Here is a 14,440-nt window from a genome sequence, read left to right as displayed (position 1 = left end):
CGGCGTTTCAGTCCCGGTAGCCGCCGCCCTCGACCACGTCGTTCGCGAAGAGCTGGGCCTTCTCCAGCGCCTCGTCGACCGACTGCAGGCCGGCGATCGCCGCGGAGATCTCCTTGGCCACCCGGCCGCCGAGGCCCGCGTACTCCGGGATGCCGACGTACGAGGTCCCCGTCCACGGCTGCTTGTGCAGGCCGGGCCGGGTGAGGTCGACGGCGTTGAGTGCGTCCAGGGTCGGCTGCAGAAACGCCTTGGCGGCCTTCCTGTACGGAGGAAGGCGGTACGTGGACAGCCGGCTACCGGGTGGCACCCCGACCCAGCCGAGCCTTTCGCCGTAAAGCCTCAGATACCGCTTCGACGTGGCCCAGGAGGCGAAATCCCACGCGGCCTTCTGGTGCTTGGACGTGACCGGGATCGCCAGCGCCCAGGTCCACAGCCATCCCGAGCTGTCGGTGCGCATCACGGGCGCGGGGGCATAGCCGAGCTTGCCGGCGACCTCGCTGGTCCTGGGGTCCTCGAGACGGCCGGCGAAGGAGGTGGTGTCGTACAGCAGGGCCGCCTTGCCCCGTTGCATCGTCGCCTGGCACCGGGCGGGCCCTGCTTCGTACGCCCGAGGCTCACCGGAGCTACGGACCAGGTCCACGTAGAACTGCACCGCCCGCCTGGTTTCGGGGGAGGTGAATTGGGGGTTCCAATGCTCGTCGAACCAACGGCCGCCGAAGGTCAGGATCACCGTGTTGAGAGGCAGCAGGTTCAGCCAGACGGGACCGCCGCGCAGGCAGATTCCGGCGATTCCGTGCCGGGGATCGTGGAGTCCGGCCGCCAGTTCGGCGACCTGCGACCAGGTAGGGCGTTCCGGCATGGCCAAGCCGGCCTTGGCGAAGAGGTCCTTGCGGTACATCAGGAAGGACGACTCGCCGTAGTACGGCACCGCGTACAGGCCCTTGCGGTACGACAGCGCCGTACGCACCACGGGAATGAAATCCTCTACGTCGTAATCGCCCTGGCTCGCCAGGACGTCGAGTCGGGTGAGCCATCCTCGCGAGGCCCAGATCGGCGCCTCCCACGGGCCGATGGAGACGACGTCGTAGCGGCTCTCCTCGTCGGCGATGTCCTTGGACAGCCGATTCCGCAGGACCCTCTCGGGGAGGAAAACGAACTTCACGCGGATACGGGGGTGGGTACGCCGGAAATCGTCGACGAGCTTCTCCATGTCCCGTGTGAAGTCGACGGACGCCACCGTGATCGTCGTGTCCTGCCTGTTCCCGGCGCAGGCAGCAGTGCCGAGCGCGAGTGAAGCGAGCAAGGCTCCCACGACGGGGATACGGGTGAGCCGTGTGATGTTCACTGCGGAAGCTGCTCCGAGCTGGCGAACGAAACGTAGTCGGCCACGTCCAGGAGGCAGCCCGGCACCCGCTCCCTGCTCGACACCCCGAAGTACGTGGTGATCTGCTCCTGTCCCTCGGGAGGAACTCCCATTCCTTGCGTCAGCGCGACCTTCCAGTGCGTCAGGTCGATCGCGTTGCTGTCCTGGAGAGGGTGATCGAGGGCGATGATCAGCGTGATGAACAGGCCGATGAAGAACGACAGCAGGCCGGTCAGGGCCACGTGGTCGATCATTCTGACGCCGACCAGTGCCCAGGTCGCCGCAATGGTCACGAACGCGCCGCCGAAGAGGACGAGATACAGCACCGGAAGCAGTCCGATGCTCACCTCACCCTGCCGTTCACGCCGAAGGTGGTTGTAGTCGTTGAAGGCTTCGAGGGTGACGGACTGCGCGTTCGACTCCTCTTCGTTCTGCGGTTCATAGAACATCAGGGATTCGAATACGGCGTCCAGCCGCCCTTGGTCCTCGACGATTTCGCCCCGCTGCTGTTGCGGCCAGACCTCGTTGATCACATTCTCGGCGTAGTTCCGCACCTGGGACTGAATACGGCATCTACGGCTGTTGGGAAACGCCTCACCGGCGCGATAGACCGTGGTGAGTTGCGAAGCCTCCTCATTGACCAGCTTCTTCACCTCCACATAGTGGTCGTACGCCCCCACGGCAACCAGCCCGATCAGCAAGGCGTAAAAGCCTCCGACGACTTCGACCAGGAATTTGACGCGATCGTTGTGCTCGGGATCTTCGCCGAACCAATCGCGGATCCGGGCTCGTACGAGCAGGCCGCTCAGGCCGAAGACAAGGAATCCGCCCACCAGCAGCAGAGCCTGGGACCAGAACGGCACATGTGAGAACCAAGCAGGCATTCGCCGATCTCGCCCCCTGTCCGCCCTTCACACCCCAGTTCACATCCCAGTTCGATGGTCCTCACGTGACCGCTGTCATCACCAGGGCGCGCGGAGCCGACAAAGAGCAGTCACCACTCCCGGCACACACACATCGCGCATGCGTACGCCACCCAGCGCCACCTGGTACGAAGAACGCCCCCGAGGGGGAACCCGCGCGCCCTGGTGGACGTTTCCCGGACAACCCCGACCGGGGCCGGATCCACGACCATCAGGGCGGCGTCATGAGCGAGTTGGTCCCCGGAGGCAATCTGCCCCTCCCGGGCGGCGCCGTGAGCGTCCAGGTGCCCGGCCCCTTCGACGTGTCCGCGCTCATCACCGACGACAGCGGGAAAGTCCGGGGCGACGCCGATTTCGTGTTCTACAACCAGCCGTCCGCACCGGGCGCCCGCCTGCACGGCCACACGCTCACCGTCGACCCGCCCAGCCTGCGCACCGGCGCCACCAAAGTCACCGTGGTCGTCAGCCCCGCCGAGCCCGGCACTCCCCTGGGCCGCCTGCCCGCCCCCACCCTCCTGGTCACCGGTCAGGGCGGCCGGCTGATCGCCCGGTTCGCCCCGCCGCGGCTGGGTCAGGAGACGGTGCTGCTGCTCGCGGAGATCTACCGGCGCGGCAGCGGGTGGAAGCTGCGGGCGCTCGGGCAGGGGTACGCGGACGGACTGGCCGGACTCGCCCGGGACTTCGGGGTCGAGGTCACCGAGGACAGCGCGGCCACGGCGTCACCGCCGGCCCGCTCCGGCGGGGCGCCCGCGTCGCCGTTTCACGCGCCGCAGCGTCCCGCCACCGCGCCACATCAACGCGCTGCCGCGCCGCCCATCCCTTCCACCACGCCCCAGCATCCGTCCACCGCGCCCCGCCGACCCGCTGCCGGGCCCTCTATGCCTCCCCCCACGCCCCGCCAACCCACTGCCGCGCCCTCCTTCCCCGTCCCCGACCCCGACGGCTTCCTCCGCCTCGTCAACTCCGCCCGCGCCAGGGCCGGTTCGCCGCCCGTCTCTCTCGACGCTCGCCTGACGTCCGCCGCGCGAGCCCACGCCTCCGCCATGGCCGCGGCAGGGCGGCTCGGTGTCGAAGGCCGGGACGGGGTCTCCGTCTACCAGCGCGTCACCGCGACCGGATTCACGTATGTCACGGTCGGCGAGCACCTCGTCTCCGGCCCGCGCACGCCCGCCGAGTTCGTGGACTACTGCCTGGGTTCGCGGGAGCCCAGCCGCACGCTGCAGGACCCGGCGTTCACCCACGCGGGCCTGGCGTACGTCACCGGGGGCCGCTCCGGCGACACGTACTGGACGGCGCTGTGGGCCAGGCCGCTGACACCGCAGGAACTGGCGCGGACGGCGGCCGACGTCGTCGAGCTCACCAACCGGGAGCGTGCGAGGGCAGGTCTGCCGCCGCTGGCCGTGGACCCGGTGCTCACCACCGCCGCGCAGGCGCACAGCGCGGACATGATCGCCCGCGCGTTCTACTCGCACACGTCGCCCGACGGCAGCCAGCCCTGGGACCGGGCCGCCGCCGCGGGCTCCACCCGGCGCTCGATCGGCGAGAACATAGCCTGCGGCCAGCGCTCGCCGGCCGAGGTGGTGGAGGGCTGGATGAACAGTCCGGGGCATCGGGCCAACATCCTCAAGCCCACGTTCACCCACATCGGCGTCGGCTTCGAGGGCGGCGGCGCGGCGGGCACGTACTGGACGCAGCTTTTCGGCGCCTGACGGAAACCCGTGGAAGACCCGTGCCCCGCGATCTTGGCGGAAGGACTGGCTCCGGGAAAGGATGCGGACATGAAGGGTGATCTGTTTTCCAGCGAGCACATGGTCCAGCCCGCCGCCGCGCCGGGCATGACGATCGAGAACGCCAAGTGCATCAAGTACGCGGTGAACGGCGAGATGATGGCGCGTCAGGGCGCGATGATCGCCTACCGCGGCAACCTCCAGTTCGAGCGCAAGGGCCAGGGCATGGGCGGGATGCTCAAGCGCGCGGTGACCGGCGAGGGGCTCCCGCTGATGGCGGTTCGTGGGCAGGGCGAGGCGTGGTTCGCGCACGAGGCGCAGAACTGCTTCGTGGTCGATGTGAACCCCGGTGACGAGTTCACCGTCAACGGCCGCAACGTGCTGTGCTTCGACGCCTCGCTTTCGTATCGGATCGCGACCGTGAAGGGCGCGGGCATGACGGGCGGCGGCCTGTTCAACAGCGTCTTCTCCGGGCAGGGCAGGCTGGGCCTGGTGTGTGACGGCAACCCGCTGGTCATCCCGGTCTCGCCGCAGTATCCGGTGTACGTCGACACGGACGCGATCGTCGGCTGGACCGCCGGCCTGCAGACCTCGCTGCACCGTTCGCAGTCCATCGGCTCGATGCTGCGCGGCGGTTCCGGGGAAGCGGTGCAGCTGATGCTGCAGGGCCAGGGCCATGTCGTCGTACGACCTAGCGAGCTGACACCACAGAAGGCACAGCAGCACTGAGAGGTCCCATGAAGTGACCTGCACAAGGTGATGCCCTGGCCCGTTTGATACCGAGTTGACCTGCGCCACGTCTCGGGTCAGGGTTCGATGCGGACGCGGACTCAGTCACCCGCGCCGAAAGGTGATGGTCATGATCGGGATCACGGACATCGAGGCCATCGAGGCCGCCGCCGCACGGATCGCCGGACACGTCGTCCGCACCCCCACCGTGCCCAGCCCGGGCCTGTCCGCGCTGCTCGGCGTCCCGGTCACCGCGAAGCTCGAAGTCCTGCAGCGCACCGGGTCGTTCAAGGCCCGTGGCGCGACGGCGAAGCTGCTCTCGCTGAGCGAGGCCGAGCGGGCCGCCGGGGTCGTGGCGGTCAGCGGCGGCAACCACGGCATCGCGCTCGCGGTCATGGCCGCCGCCCTCGATGTGAAGGCCACGGTCGTGATGCCGCGCTCGGCGCCGGCCCGTGCCATCGAGACCGCCCAGGACGCGGGCGCCTCGGTGCGGCTGACCGATGACATGGACGGCGCGTTCTCGCTGGTGACGCGGCTCAGGGACGAGGGGCTGACGCTGGTCCACCCGTTCGACGACCCGGTGGTGATCGCCGGACAGGGCACCGTCGGGCTGGAACTCGCGGACGACGCCGGAGAACTGACCGATGTCCTGGTGAGCGTCGGGGGCGGTGGGCTGATCGCCGGTGTGGCGGCGGCGCTGCGTGCGCGCCGGCCCGGCGTGCGGGTGTGGGGCGTGGAGACCGAGGGCGCGCAGGCGATGTCCGAGGCGCTGGCGGCGGGCGGACCGGTGCCGGTGGCGCTGTCGTCGATCGTGACCACGCTCAGCGCCCCGTCCGTGTCACATGTGACATACCACCATGTGTCTTCCCTGGTCACCGACGTGCTCGTGGTTCCGGACCGGGAGGCCGTGCAGGGCGTTCTCGACCTCGCCGACCACGCCAAGCTGTGGACCGAGCCGGCCGCAGGATGTCTGCTGCCCGCGGCCCGCCGGGTCCTGGAGCGGGTGGGCGAAGGGGCACGGCTCGGCCTGGTGGTGTGCGGCGGCAACGCGACGACCGGGGACGTCATTAAGTGGACGGAGCGCTTCGGTCTGCGCTGAGCGCATCCCGGTCGAATTCCCCATGGAATACGGCATGTTCCGCACACCTTGGGCGCAAGACGAAAGAAGAGGACCAGAGTTGCGGATTCGTTGAACGCACACCAATGCACCCGTCGTACCTCTCTGAGAAGGGTGAGAGCCAGGGGTTCAGCGAGGGATGACCATGGTCAAGGCGCACGTCTCCACACACGAGTTGGTCGCCGGAAGGTACCGCCTCCTGGAAGTCCTCCATCGCGAGACGAACCGCATCTGCTGGTACGGCGAGGATGTCGAGGCCTCACGGCCCTGTCTCCTCACACAGACGGTGATCCCGGCCGACTCCGACGGGGAGACCGTGCGGCGGGCCACCGCCCGGGTGATCCGCATGTCCGAGACCATGGGACTGCTGCGTCCGGGCAAGGTGGCCACGGTCGTCGACGCGATCGAGGAGAACGGCACCCTGTGGACCGTCACCGAGTGGATCGACGGCATTCCGCTGGGGGAACTCCTCGCGCAGGAGGGCACGTTCAACTATGTACGGGCAGCGCGCATCGGCCTGGAGCTGCTCGACGTGCTGGAGGCGGCGCACGGCGAGGGCATCACGCACGGCGAGCTGAGTCCGGGTCAGGTGTTCGTGCGGGACCAGGGCCCCGTCGTGGTCACCGGCTTCGGCCTGGCCGGCGCGACCCTCGTACCGCGCGTGACAGCACCGTCGTACGCCTCCCCGGAACAGGCCCGTGACGAGCGCATCGGCCCGGCGGCCGACCTGTGGGCCCTGGGCGCGCTCCTCTACACGATGCTGGAGGGCCGCCCGCCCTTCCGTGAACGGGACCGGCCCGAAACGACGTTGAAGGGGGTCGACAAGCTTCCGCTGCGCACACCGCTGCGCGCCGGACCGCTCACCCAGCTGGTGCAGGGGCTGCTGCGCAAGAACTGCCGGGAGCGGCTGACCCGGCCGGTGGTCCGCGAGACGCTGGTCCGTGTTCTCAGCGAAGACCCCGAGATGGTCGCACGGTCGACGTCGCGGCCCCGGCTGCGCGGGGCGTACGCGGCGGCCCTGCACGCGAGTGAGGGGTGGAGCCGGCGCACCATGGTCGCCGGGACGGCGCTGGCCGTCGTCACCGTGTCCGTCGCCGTCCTCGCCGTGTCCCGCCAGGTCTCCGACAACGACAGCACGTCCGAGGCCGGTACGGCACCCCGGCCACCGGCTTCGGCCACCGCCCCGGGGCAACAGACCCCGTCGCCGTCCGTGACACCGTCCCCCACCCCGACGCCGACACCCACGCCCACGCCCACGCCCACACCTACTCCGACGTCGGCGTCCCCGTCCCCCACGGGTACGCCCCTGCCGCCCGGCTTCAGCCGCTACCACTCCCCCAAGGGGTTCTCGCTCGCCCTCCCCGCGGGCTGGAAGCCGCTGGAGACCACCCGCCAGGCCGATCTGGCCTACCGGGTCGTCCTCGGCAAGGACGGCGACCCGCGCACGCTCGCCGTCACCTACAGCGAGGCGGTGGGCCCGGATCCGGTCGCCGTGTGGCGGGACGATGTCGAGCCCGCGTTGAAGCAGGACGACGACTACCGGCGGATCGGCGACATCCGCGCGACGACGTACCAGGGCCGTGAGGCCGCCGACATCGAGTGGCTCATCGACATCGACGGCACGCACGTGCGCACCTTCGGCCGCGGCTTCCTCATCGGCGAACACCGGGGCTTCTCCCTGCGCTGGACGACCCCCGCCGAGGACTGGGACGACGCCGCCAACCGTCAGGCGCTGGACACCTTCCTGCGGACCTTCCGGGTGCCGTCAGAGTGAGGCGCGGGGTGCGCGCATCGTGCGCAGCGCGCCCTGGTGCAGCGGCTGTGTGAGCCACCGCGCGGTGAAGGTGCCGTCGGTGAGCGAACACGTCACGACCAGGTGGTGCGGTGTCTCCAGGAAGGCGATGTCCACCACGAGGGTGTCCGCGTCGCTCCACCCCCCGCTCACCGCGAGGGGCACCGGCTCCTCGATGACGGTCCAGCCGTCGTTGCCGATCGGCACCTGCAGCGGCTGCCCGTCGTCGATCAGCGCCAGGTTCCGGCCCTCGGTGATGTGCACCGCGGTCAGTGTCGGCTGGGCCTCACACACACCGCCGTGCGGCGCGAAGTCGGCGGCGGACCAGGCTTCCGCGCGCTCCGGCGGTGTCGGCTTGCCCGCGGCCGGCGGCAGTGCGAGGCGTGCCAGCCGCGCGGCGAGGACGGTGTCGTGTTCCTCGTGGCCGGGCAGCGGCGTCAGTCCGAACGCGGGCAGCAGATGATCCCAGACCAGGTTCAGAAGCTTCTGCATCTGCTCGGTCGCCGCCGTCGTCGCGATCACCGCGTCGTGCTCCGGCAGCACCAGGCAGAACTGGCCGAACGCCCCGTCGCCGCGGTAGCCGTGCCGGGACATCCAGAACTGGAAGCCGTAGCCCTGCTGCCAGTCGGTCCCGGTCATCTCGACCCCGGCGTTGGAGATGTGCGCCCGCGTGGCCTCGGCCACCCACGCCTCGGTCAGCAGCCGCTCGCCCTCCCACACGCCGCGCTGCAGATACAGCTGGCCCAGCCGGGCGACGGCGTCGGTGGTGGCGTGCAGTCCGCTGAAGCCCAGCTCGCCGCCGGACCCGTCACGCAGCCATGCCGTCTCGCCGATGCCGAGCGGATCGAACAGCCGGGGCCGCAGATAGTCCGTCAGCGACTGACCGGAGACGCGCCGCACGATCGCGCCGAGCGTGTACGTGGTGGGCTGGTTGTACGCGAACACGGTCCCCGGATCACGGTCCGGCGGCAGCAGCAGGAAGCCGCGCACCAGGTTCCGGTGGTCGAGGGCGAGAGCGGGGTACAGGGTGTCGGCGCCGTGGCCGCTCGCCATGGACGCCACGTGCCGTACGAGCATCGCGCGGCTGCGCGGATCGGTGATGTCGGCCTCGAACTCCGGGAAGTACGAGATCACCGGGGCGTCGAAGTCGAGCAGCCCCTCGTCGGCGGCGAGCGCGGCGGCCGCCGCCGTGAAGCTCTTGCTGAGCGAGTAGAGGAGATGCGGGCGGTCTTCGGTGTACGGCGCCCACCAGCCGGACGCCACGAGGTGGCCGTGCCGCAGGATCATCAGGCTGTGCGGCTCGATGTCCGGGGCGGCGTCGAGGGCGTCGAGGAAGGCGTGGACGCCGGACGCGTCGACGCCCTGGGCGGCGGGGGTGCTCTTGGGCAGCGGGCGAACACTCATGCCCGCATCCTCTCCCGGCCGGCCGCCATGATCGAGGGGTCTGCCGAGGAACGGGAGACGAAACACATTAGGCCGAGGCCGGGAAAGGCCTCGTCATGAGCCCCTATAGGCTTCCTGTCGCACCTGTCCAGCCCCCGGCACACCTTTCAGGAGAGTCACCCGTGACCCTGGCGACCGTCCCGTCCGAGACGTCCCCCGCGCCCCTGTCAGATCTCGTGACGCGGGACGCCCGCGAGTTCGGGGTCTATGCGCGGACCGGAGGCTGGGCCTTCGGCCTGCTGGTGGCGCGCAGCGTACGGCCCGGCGGTCAGGGCGCGGACGAGACGCCGAAGGTCTCCGCGAAGGAGTTCGCCGAGCTCGCCGGCTGCTCCGCCGACCGCGTCATGCGCTACTACAAGGCCTGGGACCGGGCCGCCGACGACGGTCTCGTCCCGCACTTCGAGGAACTGGCGCCCGGCCAGGAGATCGAACTGCCCGACGCGGACGTATGGCTCAGCTACTACGTCTCACGCAACAGCGCCGCCTCGGAGCGCGGCACCGCCATCACCGAGGCAGCCGAGGCCGAGGGCATCCGGCCGACCAAGGCCCTCGAAGTAGCGGAGAACCCCACCGCACTGCGCGCCGCGATCCTCGCGGACCCCTCCACCGCACAGGCGGCCCGCCGGGCACTCCTGGACCGCGTCCGCGAAGACCCGGAACTCCAGGCCGAGTTGGCCCGTGACATCGTGCGCACCGACGACCTGAAGAAGGCCGTCGCCACCGAGAGCAGGGCCGCCGACCGGATCGGATACGTCCGCCAGATCGCCGAGTCGGGCCAGATCAAGACCCCCGCCGGGCAGACCGTCGACGCGCCGCTCGACGTACGCCAGGAGGCCGAGCGGCATCTGTCCCTCATCGACGAGCTGGACGAGGCGGAGGACCCCGGCGAGTGGGCCGGCGAGGCCTACGACACCATGAAGTCCCTGGTCGCCGAGACCGTGGAGGCCGACCCCGAACTGCGCGTGCAGGAGCGGCGGACGAAGTTCTACAGCAGTCTCCAGCGGGCGACGAAGGTGTTCGAGGAGCTGACCTTCGACGACGCCCAGGACTTCTACGAGGACGACATGGTCCAGCAGCTGGAGGAGCTCCAGCAGGCGATCAGCACATGCATCGTTGCACTGCGCGGGGCCCGTGGGGACGCTTCCTGATCACACAGGGTGACATGCGCGATCTCACCGTGACGTGTGGCGGTGCCGTGTCCACCACGGCACGCCGAACCAGCACAGCAGGTACCACGCCACGATGCCGGCGACGAGCCACGGCACATAGTCGTCGTGGCCCGTCGCGACCCTGAGGATCAGCAGAACCGCGGCGGTCATCGTGGCCAGCAGCAGCAACAGGCCGACGAGGGTCAGCCGGGAGGCCCATTCCACTGCCTGCGGCTTGATGCGTCGGCCGGACACGAGCCGGTGCAGGGACACCGGGCCGATCAGTGCTCCGGTCGAGGCGGCGCCCAGGACGACGGTGACGATGTAGATGTTCTCGTCCGTGGCGTCCAGATCCACGAACCTCGGGGCGAACACGACCGTCAGCAGAAAGCCGAACAGGATCTGCACACCGGTCTGCGCGACCCGGACCTCCTGGATCAGCTCGCCCCACTTCCGGTCGGCCCGCTGCTCCGGGGTCTCGCCGCGACCCCAGTCCTCGGTGTCCGCACTCTTTCTCGTGACCGACAAGGTTCCTCCCTGATCGATCGAACCCGCATCTGTCTCGGACCCCGAGTGCCCAGATTCGCGCGGTTCGATCGGTCAGGGCGGCACGCCCTCGCTACCAGCGGCTCTCCACCTGGTCCTTGATCCGGCGGTCGTAGAGGTCCCGGATCGCGGTGAGCGTCTCGCCGGACAGCTCCGGCAGCTCGGCGGCGGCCGCGTTGGCGCGGGCCTGCTCGAGCGAGCGGGCGCCAGGGATGACGGTGGTCACGCCGGGCTGCTGGATGATCCAGCGCAGCGCCAGCTGGGCCGGCGTGTACCCCTGCGGGGCCAGCGCCGAGAACTCGGCCGCGGCCTCCACGCCCGTCTCGAAGTCGACGCCGGAGAACGTCTCACCCTGGTCGAAGGACTCCCCGTGCCGGTTGAAGGTGCGGTGGTCGTTCTCGGCGAAGACGGTGTCCTTGGTGTACTTGCCGGAGAGCAGCCCCGAGGCCAGCGGAACCCGGGCGATGATGCCGACGCCGGCCTCCCGCGCGGCCGGCAGCACCTCGGCCAGCGGCTTCATGCGGAACGGGTTGAGGATGATCTGCACGCTCGCCACGTTCGGGCGGGCGATGGCGGTCAGCGCCTCGGCGCAGGTCTCCACGCTCACTCCGTACGCGGCGATCCGCTCCTCGGCGACCAGCGTGTCCAGGGCGTCGAAGACCTCGTCGGTGGAGTAGACGGGCGTCGGCGGGCAGTGCAGCTGCACCAGGTCGAGACGGTCGACGCCGAGGTTGCGGCGGGAGCGGTCGTTCCAGGCGCGGAAGTTGTCCAGGACGTAGTTCTCCGGGATCTGGTCGACACGGCGGCCCATCTTGGTCGCGACCAGGACCCGCAGATCGGGGCGTCCGCGCAGGAACGTGGCGATGGTCTGCTCGCTGCGGCCGTCGCCGTACACGTCGGCGGTGTCGAAGAACGTCACCCCCGTCTCGGCCGCCGCCTCCAGCACCGCCAGGGCTTCCTTGTCGTCGACGTCTCCCCAGTCGGCACCCAGCTGCCATGTGCCGAGACCTACGACGGATGCCTGCTGACCCGACCTACTGAATACGCGCTCGTCCATGGCGTCAGTCTGCCATCCGTGATCCGCGCGCGCGGACCGGGCCGGCTCGTGCTGCGCCCGTTACGGTGCGCGGGACGGCGTGCGTCCCGCGCACCGCAACGGGGATCGTCTGTCAGTCCTCCGGCAGGGTGCCCGTGCGGGCCACGTCGGCGTACCACCGCGCGCTGGCCTTGGGGGTGCGCTTGCCGGTCGGGTAGTCGACGTAGACGGCACCGAAGCGCTTGCTGTAGCCGTAGCCCCACTCGAAGTTGTCCAGCAGGGACCACAGGAAGTAGCCCCGGACGTCGACGCCGGCCACGATCGCCCGGTGCACGGCCGACAGATGGCCGTGGAGGTAGGCGATGCGTTCGGGGTCGGCCACCTCGCCCTCCGGGTTCACGTAGTCGTCGAACGCGGCGCCGTTCTCGGTGATCACCAGAGGCATCGCGGGGAAGTCCGCCTTGAGTCGCATCAGCAGGTCGTACAGGCCGCTGGGGTCGACCGCCCAGCCCATCGCGGTGGTGCTGCCCGGCGGCCGGTGGAAGGCGACGTTGTCGGCGCCCGGCCAGGGGCTGTGCTCGCTCGCCCCGTGGCCGTCGGAACCGTGGCTGGCCTCGCCGGTGGCGGCGGAGACGAGCGTGGGTGTGTAGTAGTTGACGCCCAGGAAGTCCAGCGGCTGGTGGATCGTCGCGGTGTCGCCGTCCCGTACGAAGGACCAGTCGGTCAGGCTCGCCGTGTCCTCGAGGAGATCCTGCGGGTACTGGCCTTCCAGCAGAGGACCGGTGAAGACGCAGTTGGCCAGTGCGTCGATCCGCCGGGCCGCGTCGAGGTCCTCGGCGGCCTCGGTCAGGGCGCGGACGTGGTGGATGTTGAGTGTGATGGACGCCTGTGCGCGGGCGGGCAGTTCGGCGCGCAGCGCCTGAACGGCCTTGCCATGGGCGAGGTTGAGGTGGTGCGCCGCGCGCAGGGCCCCGACCGGGTCGGTGCGCCCGGGCGCGTGGACACCGGAGCCATAGCCGAGGAAGGCGCTGCACCAGGGCTCGTTGAGGGTGGTCCAGGTCTTCACTCGGTCCCCCAGCGCACGGGCCGCCAGCGTCGCGTAGTCGGCGAACCGGTCGGCGGTGGCGCGCACCGGCCAGCCGCCGGCGTCCTCCAACTCCTGCGGCAGGTCCCAGTGGTACAGCGTGACGACCGGTTCGATGCCCTTCTCCAGCAGTGCGTCGGTCAGGGCGCGATAGAAGTCGAGCCCCTTCTCGACGGCCGGGCCGCGGCCGGTCGGCTGCACGCGCGGCCACGACAGGGAGAACCGGTACGCGCTCACTCCGAGGTCGGCCATGATCGCGACGTCCTCGCGCCAGCGGTGGTAGTGGTCGGTGGCGACGTCACCGGTGTCACCGTTGCGCACCCTGCCGGGCGTGTGCGAGTAGGTGTCCCAGATAGAAGGGGTGCGGCCGTCCGCGGAGGCGGCACCCTCGATCTGGTAGGCGGCGGTCGCCGTACCCCAGGTGAATCCCTGCGGGAACTTGATGGCGGTGGTGTTCTCCAGGGCGGGCGCGACGCGTCGGGTTGCGGTGGTCACGTGGGTCCTTCCAGATGTACTGCGGGGCGGGAGCGGCGAAGTGGGGTGGCGGGCGTCGAAGGGCCACGGCAGCGGTGGGACGGCACGGAATTCATCCCTTGACCGCTCCCTGCATGATTCCGCCGACGATCTGGCGGCCGAAGACGACGAACAGGGCGAGCAGGGGCAGCGTGCCGAGCAGCGCGCCCGCCATGATCACCGACTGGTCGCGCACGTATCCCGCGCTGATCTGGGTGAGCGCGACGGGGACCGTCGGATTGCTCATGTCGAGCACGATGAACGGCCAGAAGAAGTCGTTCCAGGCGTGCACGAACGTGATCATGAACAGTACGGCCATGGGAGGCCGGGCGATCGGCAGCACGATGCTCCAGAAGATGCGCAGGGAGTGCGCACCGTCCACCCGCCCGGCCTCGACGAGTTCGTCGGGCAGCGCCTCGGACAGGTACTGCCGCATGAAGAACACGCCGACGGCGCTGACCAGCGTCGGGAAGATGACCGCGGGCAGCTTCTGACCCCAGCCCAGTTCCGTCATCATCATGAACAGTGGTACGACGCCGAGTTGGGGCGGCACCATCATCGTGCCGATCACGAGCATCAGCAGGATGTTGCGGCCCTTGAAGCGGAGTTTGGCGAACGCGAAGCCGGCGAGGGTGGCGAACAGCACCGTGGACAGGGCGATGACACCGGCCACGATCAGGCTGTTGAGCATGGCCTTGCCCAGCGCGGCGTCCTGCCAGGCCTTGCCGAGGTTCTCCAGGAGGTTGGGTCCCGGCAGGAACGGCGGAGGCGTCTGGGTGACACGCGTGTTGTCGGTCGACGCCGCCACCATCGTCCAGTAGAGCGGGAAGAGCGAGAACAGCGCCGCGATTCCCAGGAGTATGTAGGCGACGGGACCCGCGTGGTGCTGACGTCCGGCACCCGGGTGCCGGAACAACTGTCGGCGCCGTCCGCCGGACGGTGTGCCCTTCCGGGCCTTCTGCGCGACCGCGGGGCGCGCGTCCGCCGTCTGGACCGGGATGCTGTCTGTGGTCATGGAG

12 protein-coding genes are annotated in these 14,440 nt (G+C 69.9%); 5 read left to right on the top strand and 7 right to left on the bottom strand.

The annotated features are described in order from the left end of the window. Nucleotides 1–7 precede the first annotated feature (7 nt). Together AB0I98_RS27055 and AB0I98_RS27050 are read right to left on the bottom strand one after the other, a co-directional pair. Nucleotides 8–1,345: a sugar ABC transporter substrate-binding protein gene (locus tag AB0I98_RS27055; protein WP_362946135.1), complete on the bottom strand. Its 1,338-nt coding sequence runs from the start codon at nt 1,343–1,345 to the stop codon at nt 8–10. Beyond that, entirely contained in the window at nt 1,342–2,247 is a 906-nt protein-coding gene (locus AB0I98_RS27050; protein ID WP_362946133.1) for a DUF4239 domain-containing protein, read from the bottom strand. The genes AB0I98_RS27055 and AB0I98_RS27050 overlap by 4 nt, the downstream gene beginning before the upstream one ends. A 263-nt stretch (nt 2,248–2,510) precedes the next feature. Between AB0I98_RS27050 and AB0I98_RS27045 the strand changes: the two genes are divergently transcribed. The 4 genes from AB0I98_RS27045 (at nt 2,511) to AB0I98_RS27030 (ending at nt 7,633) form a co-directional block, all read left to right on the top strand. Further along, on the top strand, nt 2,511–3,995 hold the full coding sequence (locus tag AB0I98_RS27045) for a CAP domain-containing protein (protein WP_362946131.1): 1,485 nt from the start codon (nt 2,511–2,513) through the stop codon (nt 3,993–3,995). 69 nt (nt 3,996–4,064) lie between these two features. Next, complete coding sequence (locus AB0I98_RS27040) at nt 4,065–4,742, top strand: AIM24 family protein (protein ID WP_328370639.1); 678 nt, start codon at nt 4,065–4,067, stop codon at nt 4,740–4,742. 130 nt (nt 4,743–4,872) lie between these two features. Continuing rightward, complete coding sequence (locus AB0I98_RS27035) at nt 4,873–5,841, top strand: threonine/serine dehydratase (RefSeq protein WP_362946128.1); 969 nt, start codon at nt 4,873–4,875, stop codon at nt 5,839–5,841. A 157-nt stretch (nt 5,842–5,998) separates the two neighbouring features. After that, a complete protein-coding gene (locus AB0I98_RS27030; protein ID WP_362946126.1) occupies nt 5,999–7,633 on the top strand; it encodes a serine/threonine-protein kinase in 1,635 nt (544 codons plus the stop codon). On the opposite strand, the gene AB0I98_RS27025 is transcribed toward AB0I98_RS27030, so the two are convergent. Further along, nucleotides 7,625–9,055: a serine hydrolase domain-containing protein gene (locus AB0I98_RS27025; protein ID WP_362946123.1), complete on the bottom strand. Its 1,431-nt coding sequence runs from the start codon at nt 9,053–9,055 to the stop codon at nt 7,625–7,627. The genes AB0I98_RS27030 and AB0I98_RS27025 overlap by 9 nt on opposite strands. 161 nt (nt 9,056–9,216) lie before the next feature. Here AB0I98_RS27025 and AB0I98_RS27020 point away from each other — a divergent pair, with 161 nt between their 5' ends. Beyond that, nucleotides 9,217–10,242 carry a hypothetical protein gene (locus AB0I98_RS27020; protein WP_362946121.1) on the top strand — a complete coding sequence of 342 codons (1,026 nt, stop codon included), beginning with the start codon at nt 9,217–9,219 and terminating at the stop codon, nt 10,240–10,242. Between the two features lie 24 nt (nt 10,243–10,266). On the opposite strand, the gene AB0I98_RS27015 is transcribed toward AB0I98_RS27020, so the two are convergent. From AB0I98_RS27015 to AB0I98_RS27000, 4 genes are all read right to left on the bottom strand, one after another. Continuing rightward, complete coding sequence (locus AB0I98_RS27015) at nt 10,267–10,770, bottom strand: DUF6328 family protein (RefSeq protein ID WP_362946119.1); 504 nt, start codon at nt 10,768–10,770, stop codon at nt 10,267–10,269. 91 nt (nt 10,771–10,861) lie between these two features. After that, nucleotides 10,862–11,845, bottom strand: coding sequence for an aldo/keto reductase (locus AB0I98_RS27010; protein ID WP_362946116.1), 984 nt, complete (start codon nt 11,843–11,845; stop codon nt 10,862–10,864). A 112-nt stretch (nt 11,846–11,957) separates the two neighbouring features. Continuing rightward, nucleotides 11,958–13,403, bottom strand: a complete 1,446-nt coding sequence (locus tag AB0I98_RS27005; protein WP_362946114.1) for a GH1 family beta-glucosidase — start codon at nt 13,401–13,403, stop codon at nt 11,958–11,960. A gap of 91 nt (nt 13,404–13,494) precedes the next feature. After that, nucleotides 13,495–14,436 carry a carbohydrate ABC transporter permease gene (locus AB0I98_RS27000; protein ID WP_362946112.1) on the bottom strand — a complete coding sequence of 314 codons (942 nt, stop codon included), beginning with the start codon at nt 14,434–14,436 and terminating at the stop codon, nt 13,495–13,497. Between the last annotated feature and the right edge of the window lie 4 nt (nt 14,437–14,440).

The sequence above is a fragment of the Streptomyces sp. NPDC050211 genome, from assembly GCF_040656035.1.
In the GTDB taxonomy this organism is placed as follows: domain Bacteria; phylum Actinomycetota; class Actinomycetes; order Streptomycetales; family Streptomycetaceae; genus Streptomyces.
This window is presented reverse-complemented; position numbering and strand designations above follow the sequence as displayed.

Excerpts from the sequence above, each read along its gene's own strand:
- AB0I98_RS27050 (WP_362946133.1), bottom strand. The coding sequence starts at position 2,247 with ATGCCTGCTTGGTTCTCACATGTGCCGTTCTGGTCCCAGGCTCTGCTG.
- AB0I98_RS27045 (WP_362946131.1), top strand. The coding sequence starts at position 2,511 with ATGAGCGAGTTGGTCCCCGGAGGCAATCTGCCCCTCCCGGGCGGCGCC.
- AB0I98_RS27040 (WP_328370639.1), top strand. The coding sequence starts at position 4,065 with ATGAAGGGTGATCTGTTTTCCAGCGAGCACATGGTCCAGCCCGCCGCC.
- AB0I98_RS27035 (WP_362946128.1), top strand. The coding sequence starts at position 4,873 with ATGATCGGGATCACGGACATCGAGGCCATCGAGGCCGCCGCCGCACGG.
- AB0I98_RS27030 (WP_362946126.1), top strand. The coding sequence starts at position 5,999 with ATGACCATGGTCAAGGCGCACGTCTCCACACACGAGTTGGTCGCCGGA.
- AB0I98_RS27025 (WP_362946123.1), bottom strand. The coding sequence starts at position 9,055 with ATGAGTGTTCGCCCGCTGCCCAAGAGCACCCCCGCCGCCCAGGGCGTC.
- AB0I98_RS27010 (WP_362946116.1), bottom strand. The coding sequence starts at position 11,845 with ATGGACGAGCGCGTATTCAGTAGGTCGGGTCAGCAGGCATCCGTCGTA.
- AB0I98_RS27000 (WP_362946112.1), bottom strand. The coding sequence starts at position 14,436 with ATGACCACAGACAGCATCCCGGTCCAGACGGCGGACGCGCGCCCCGCG.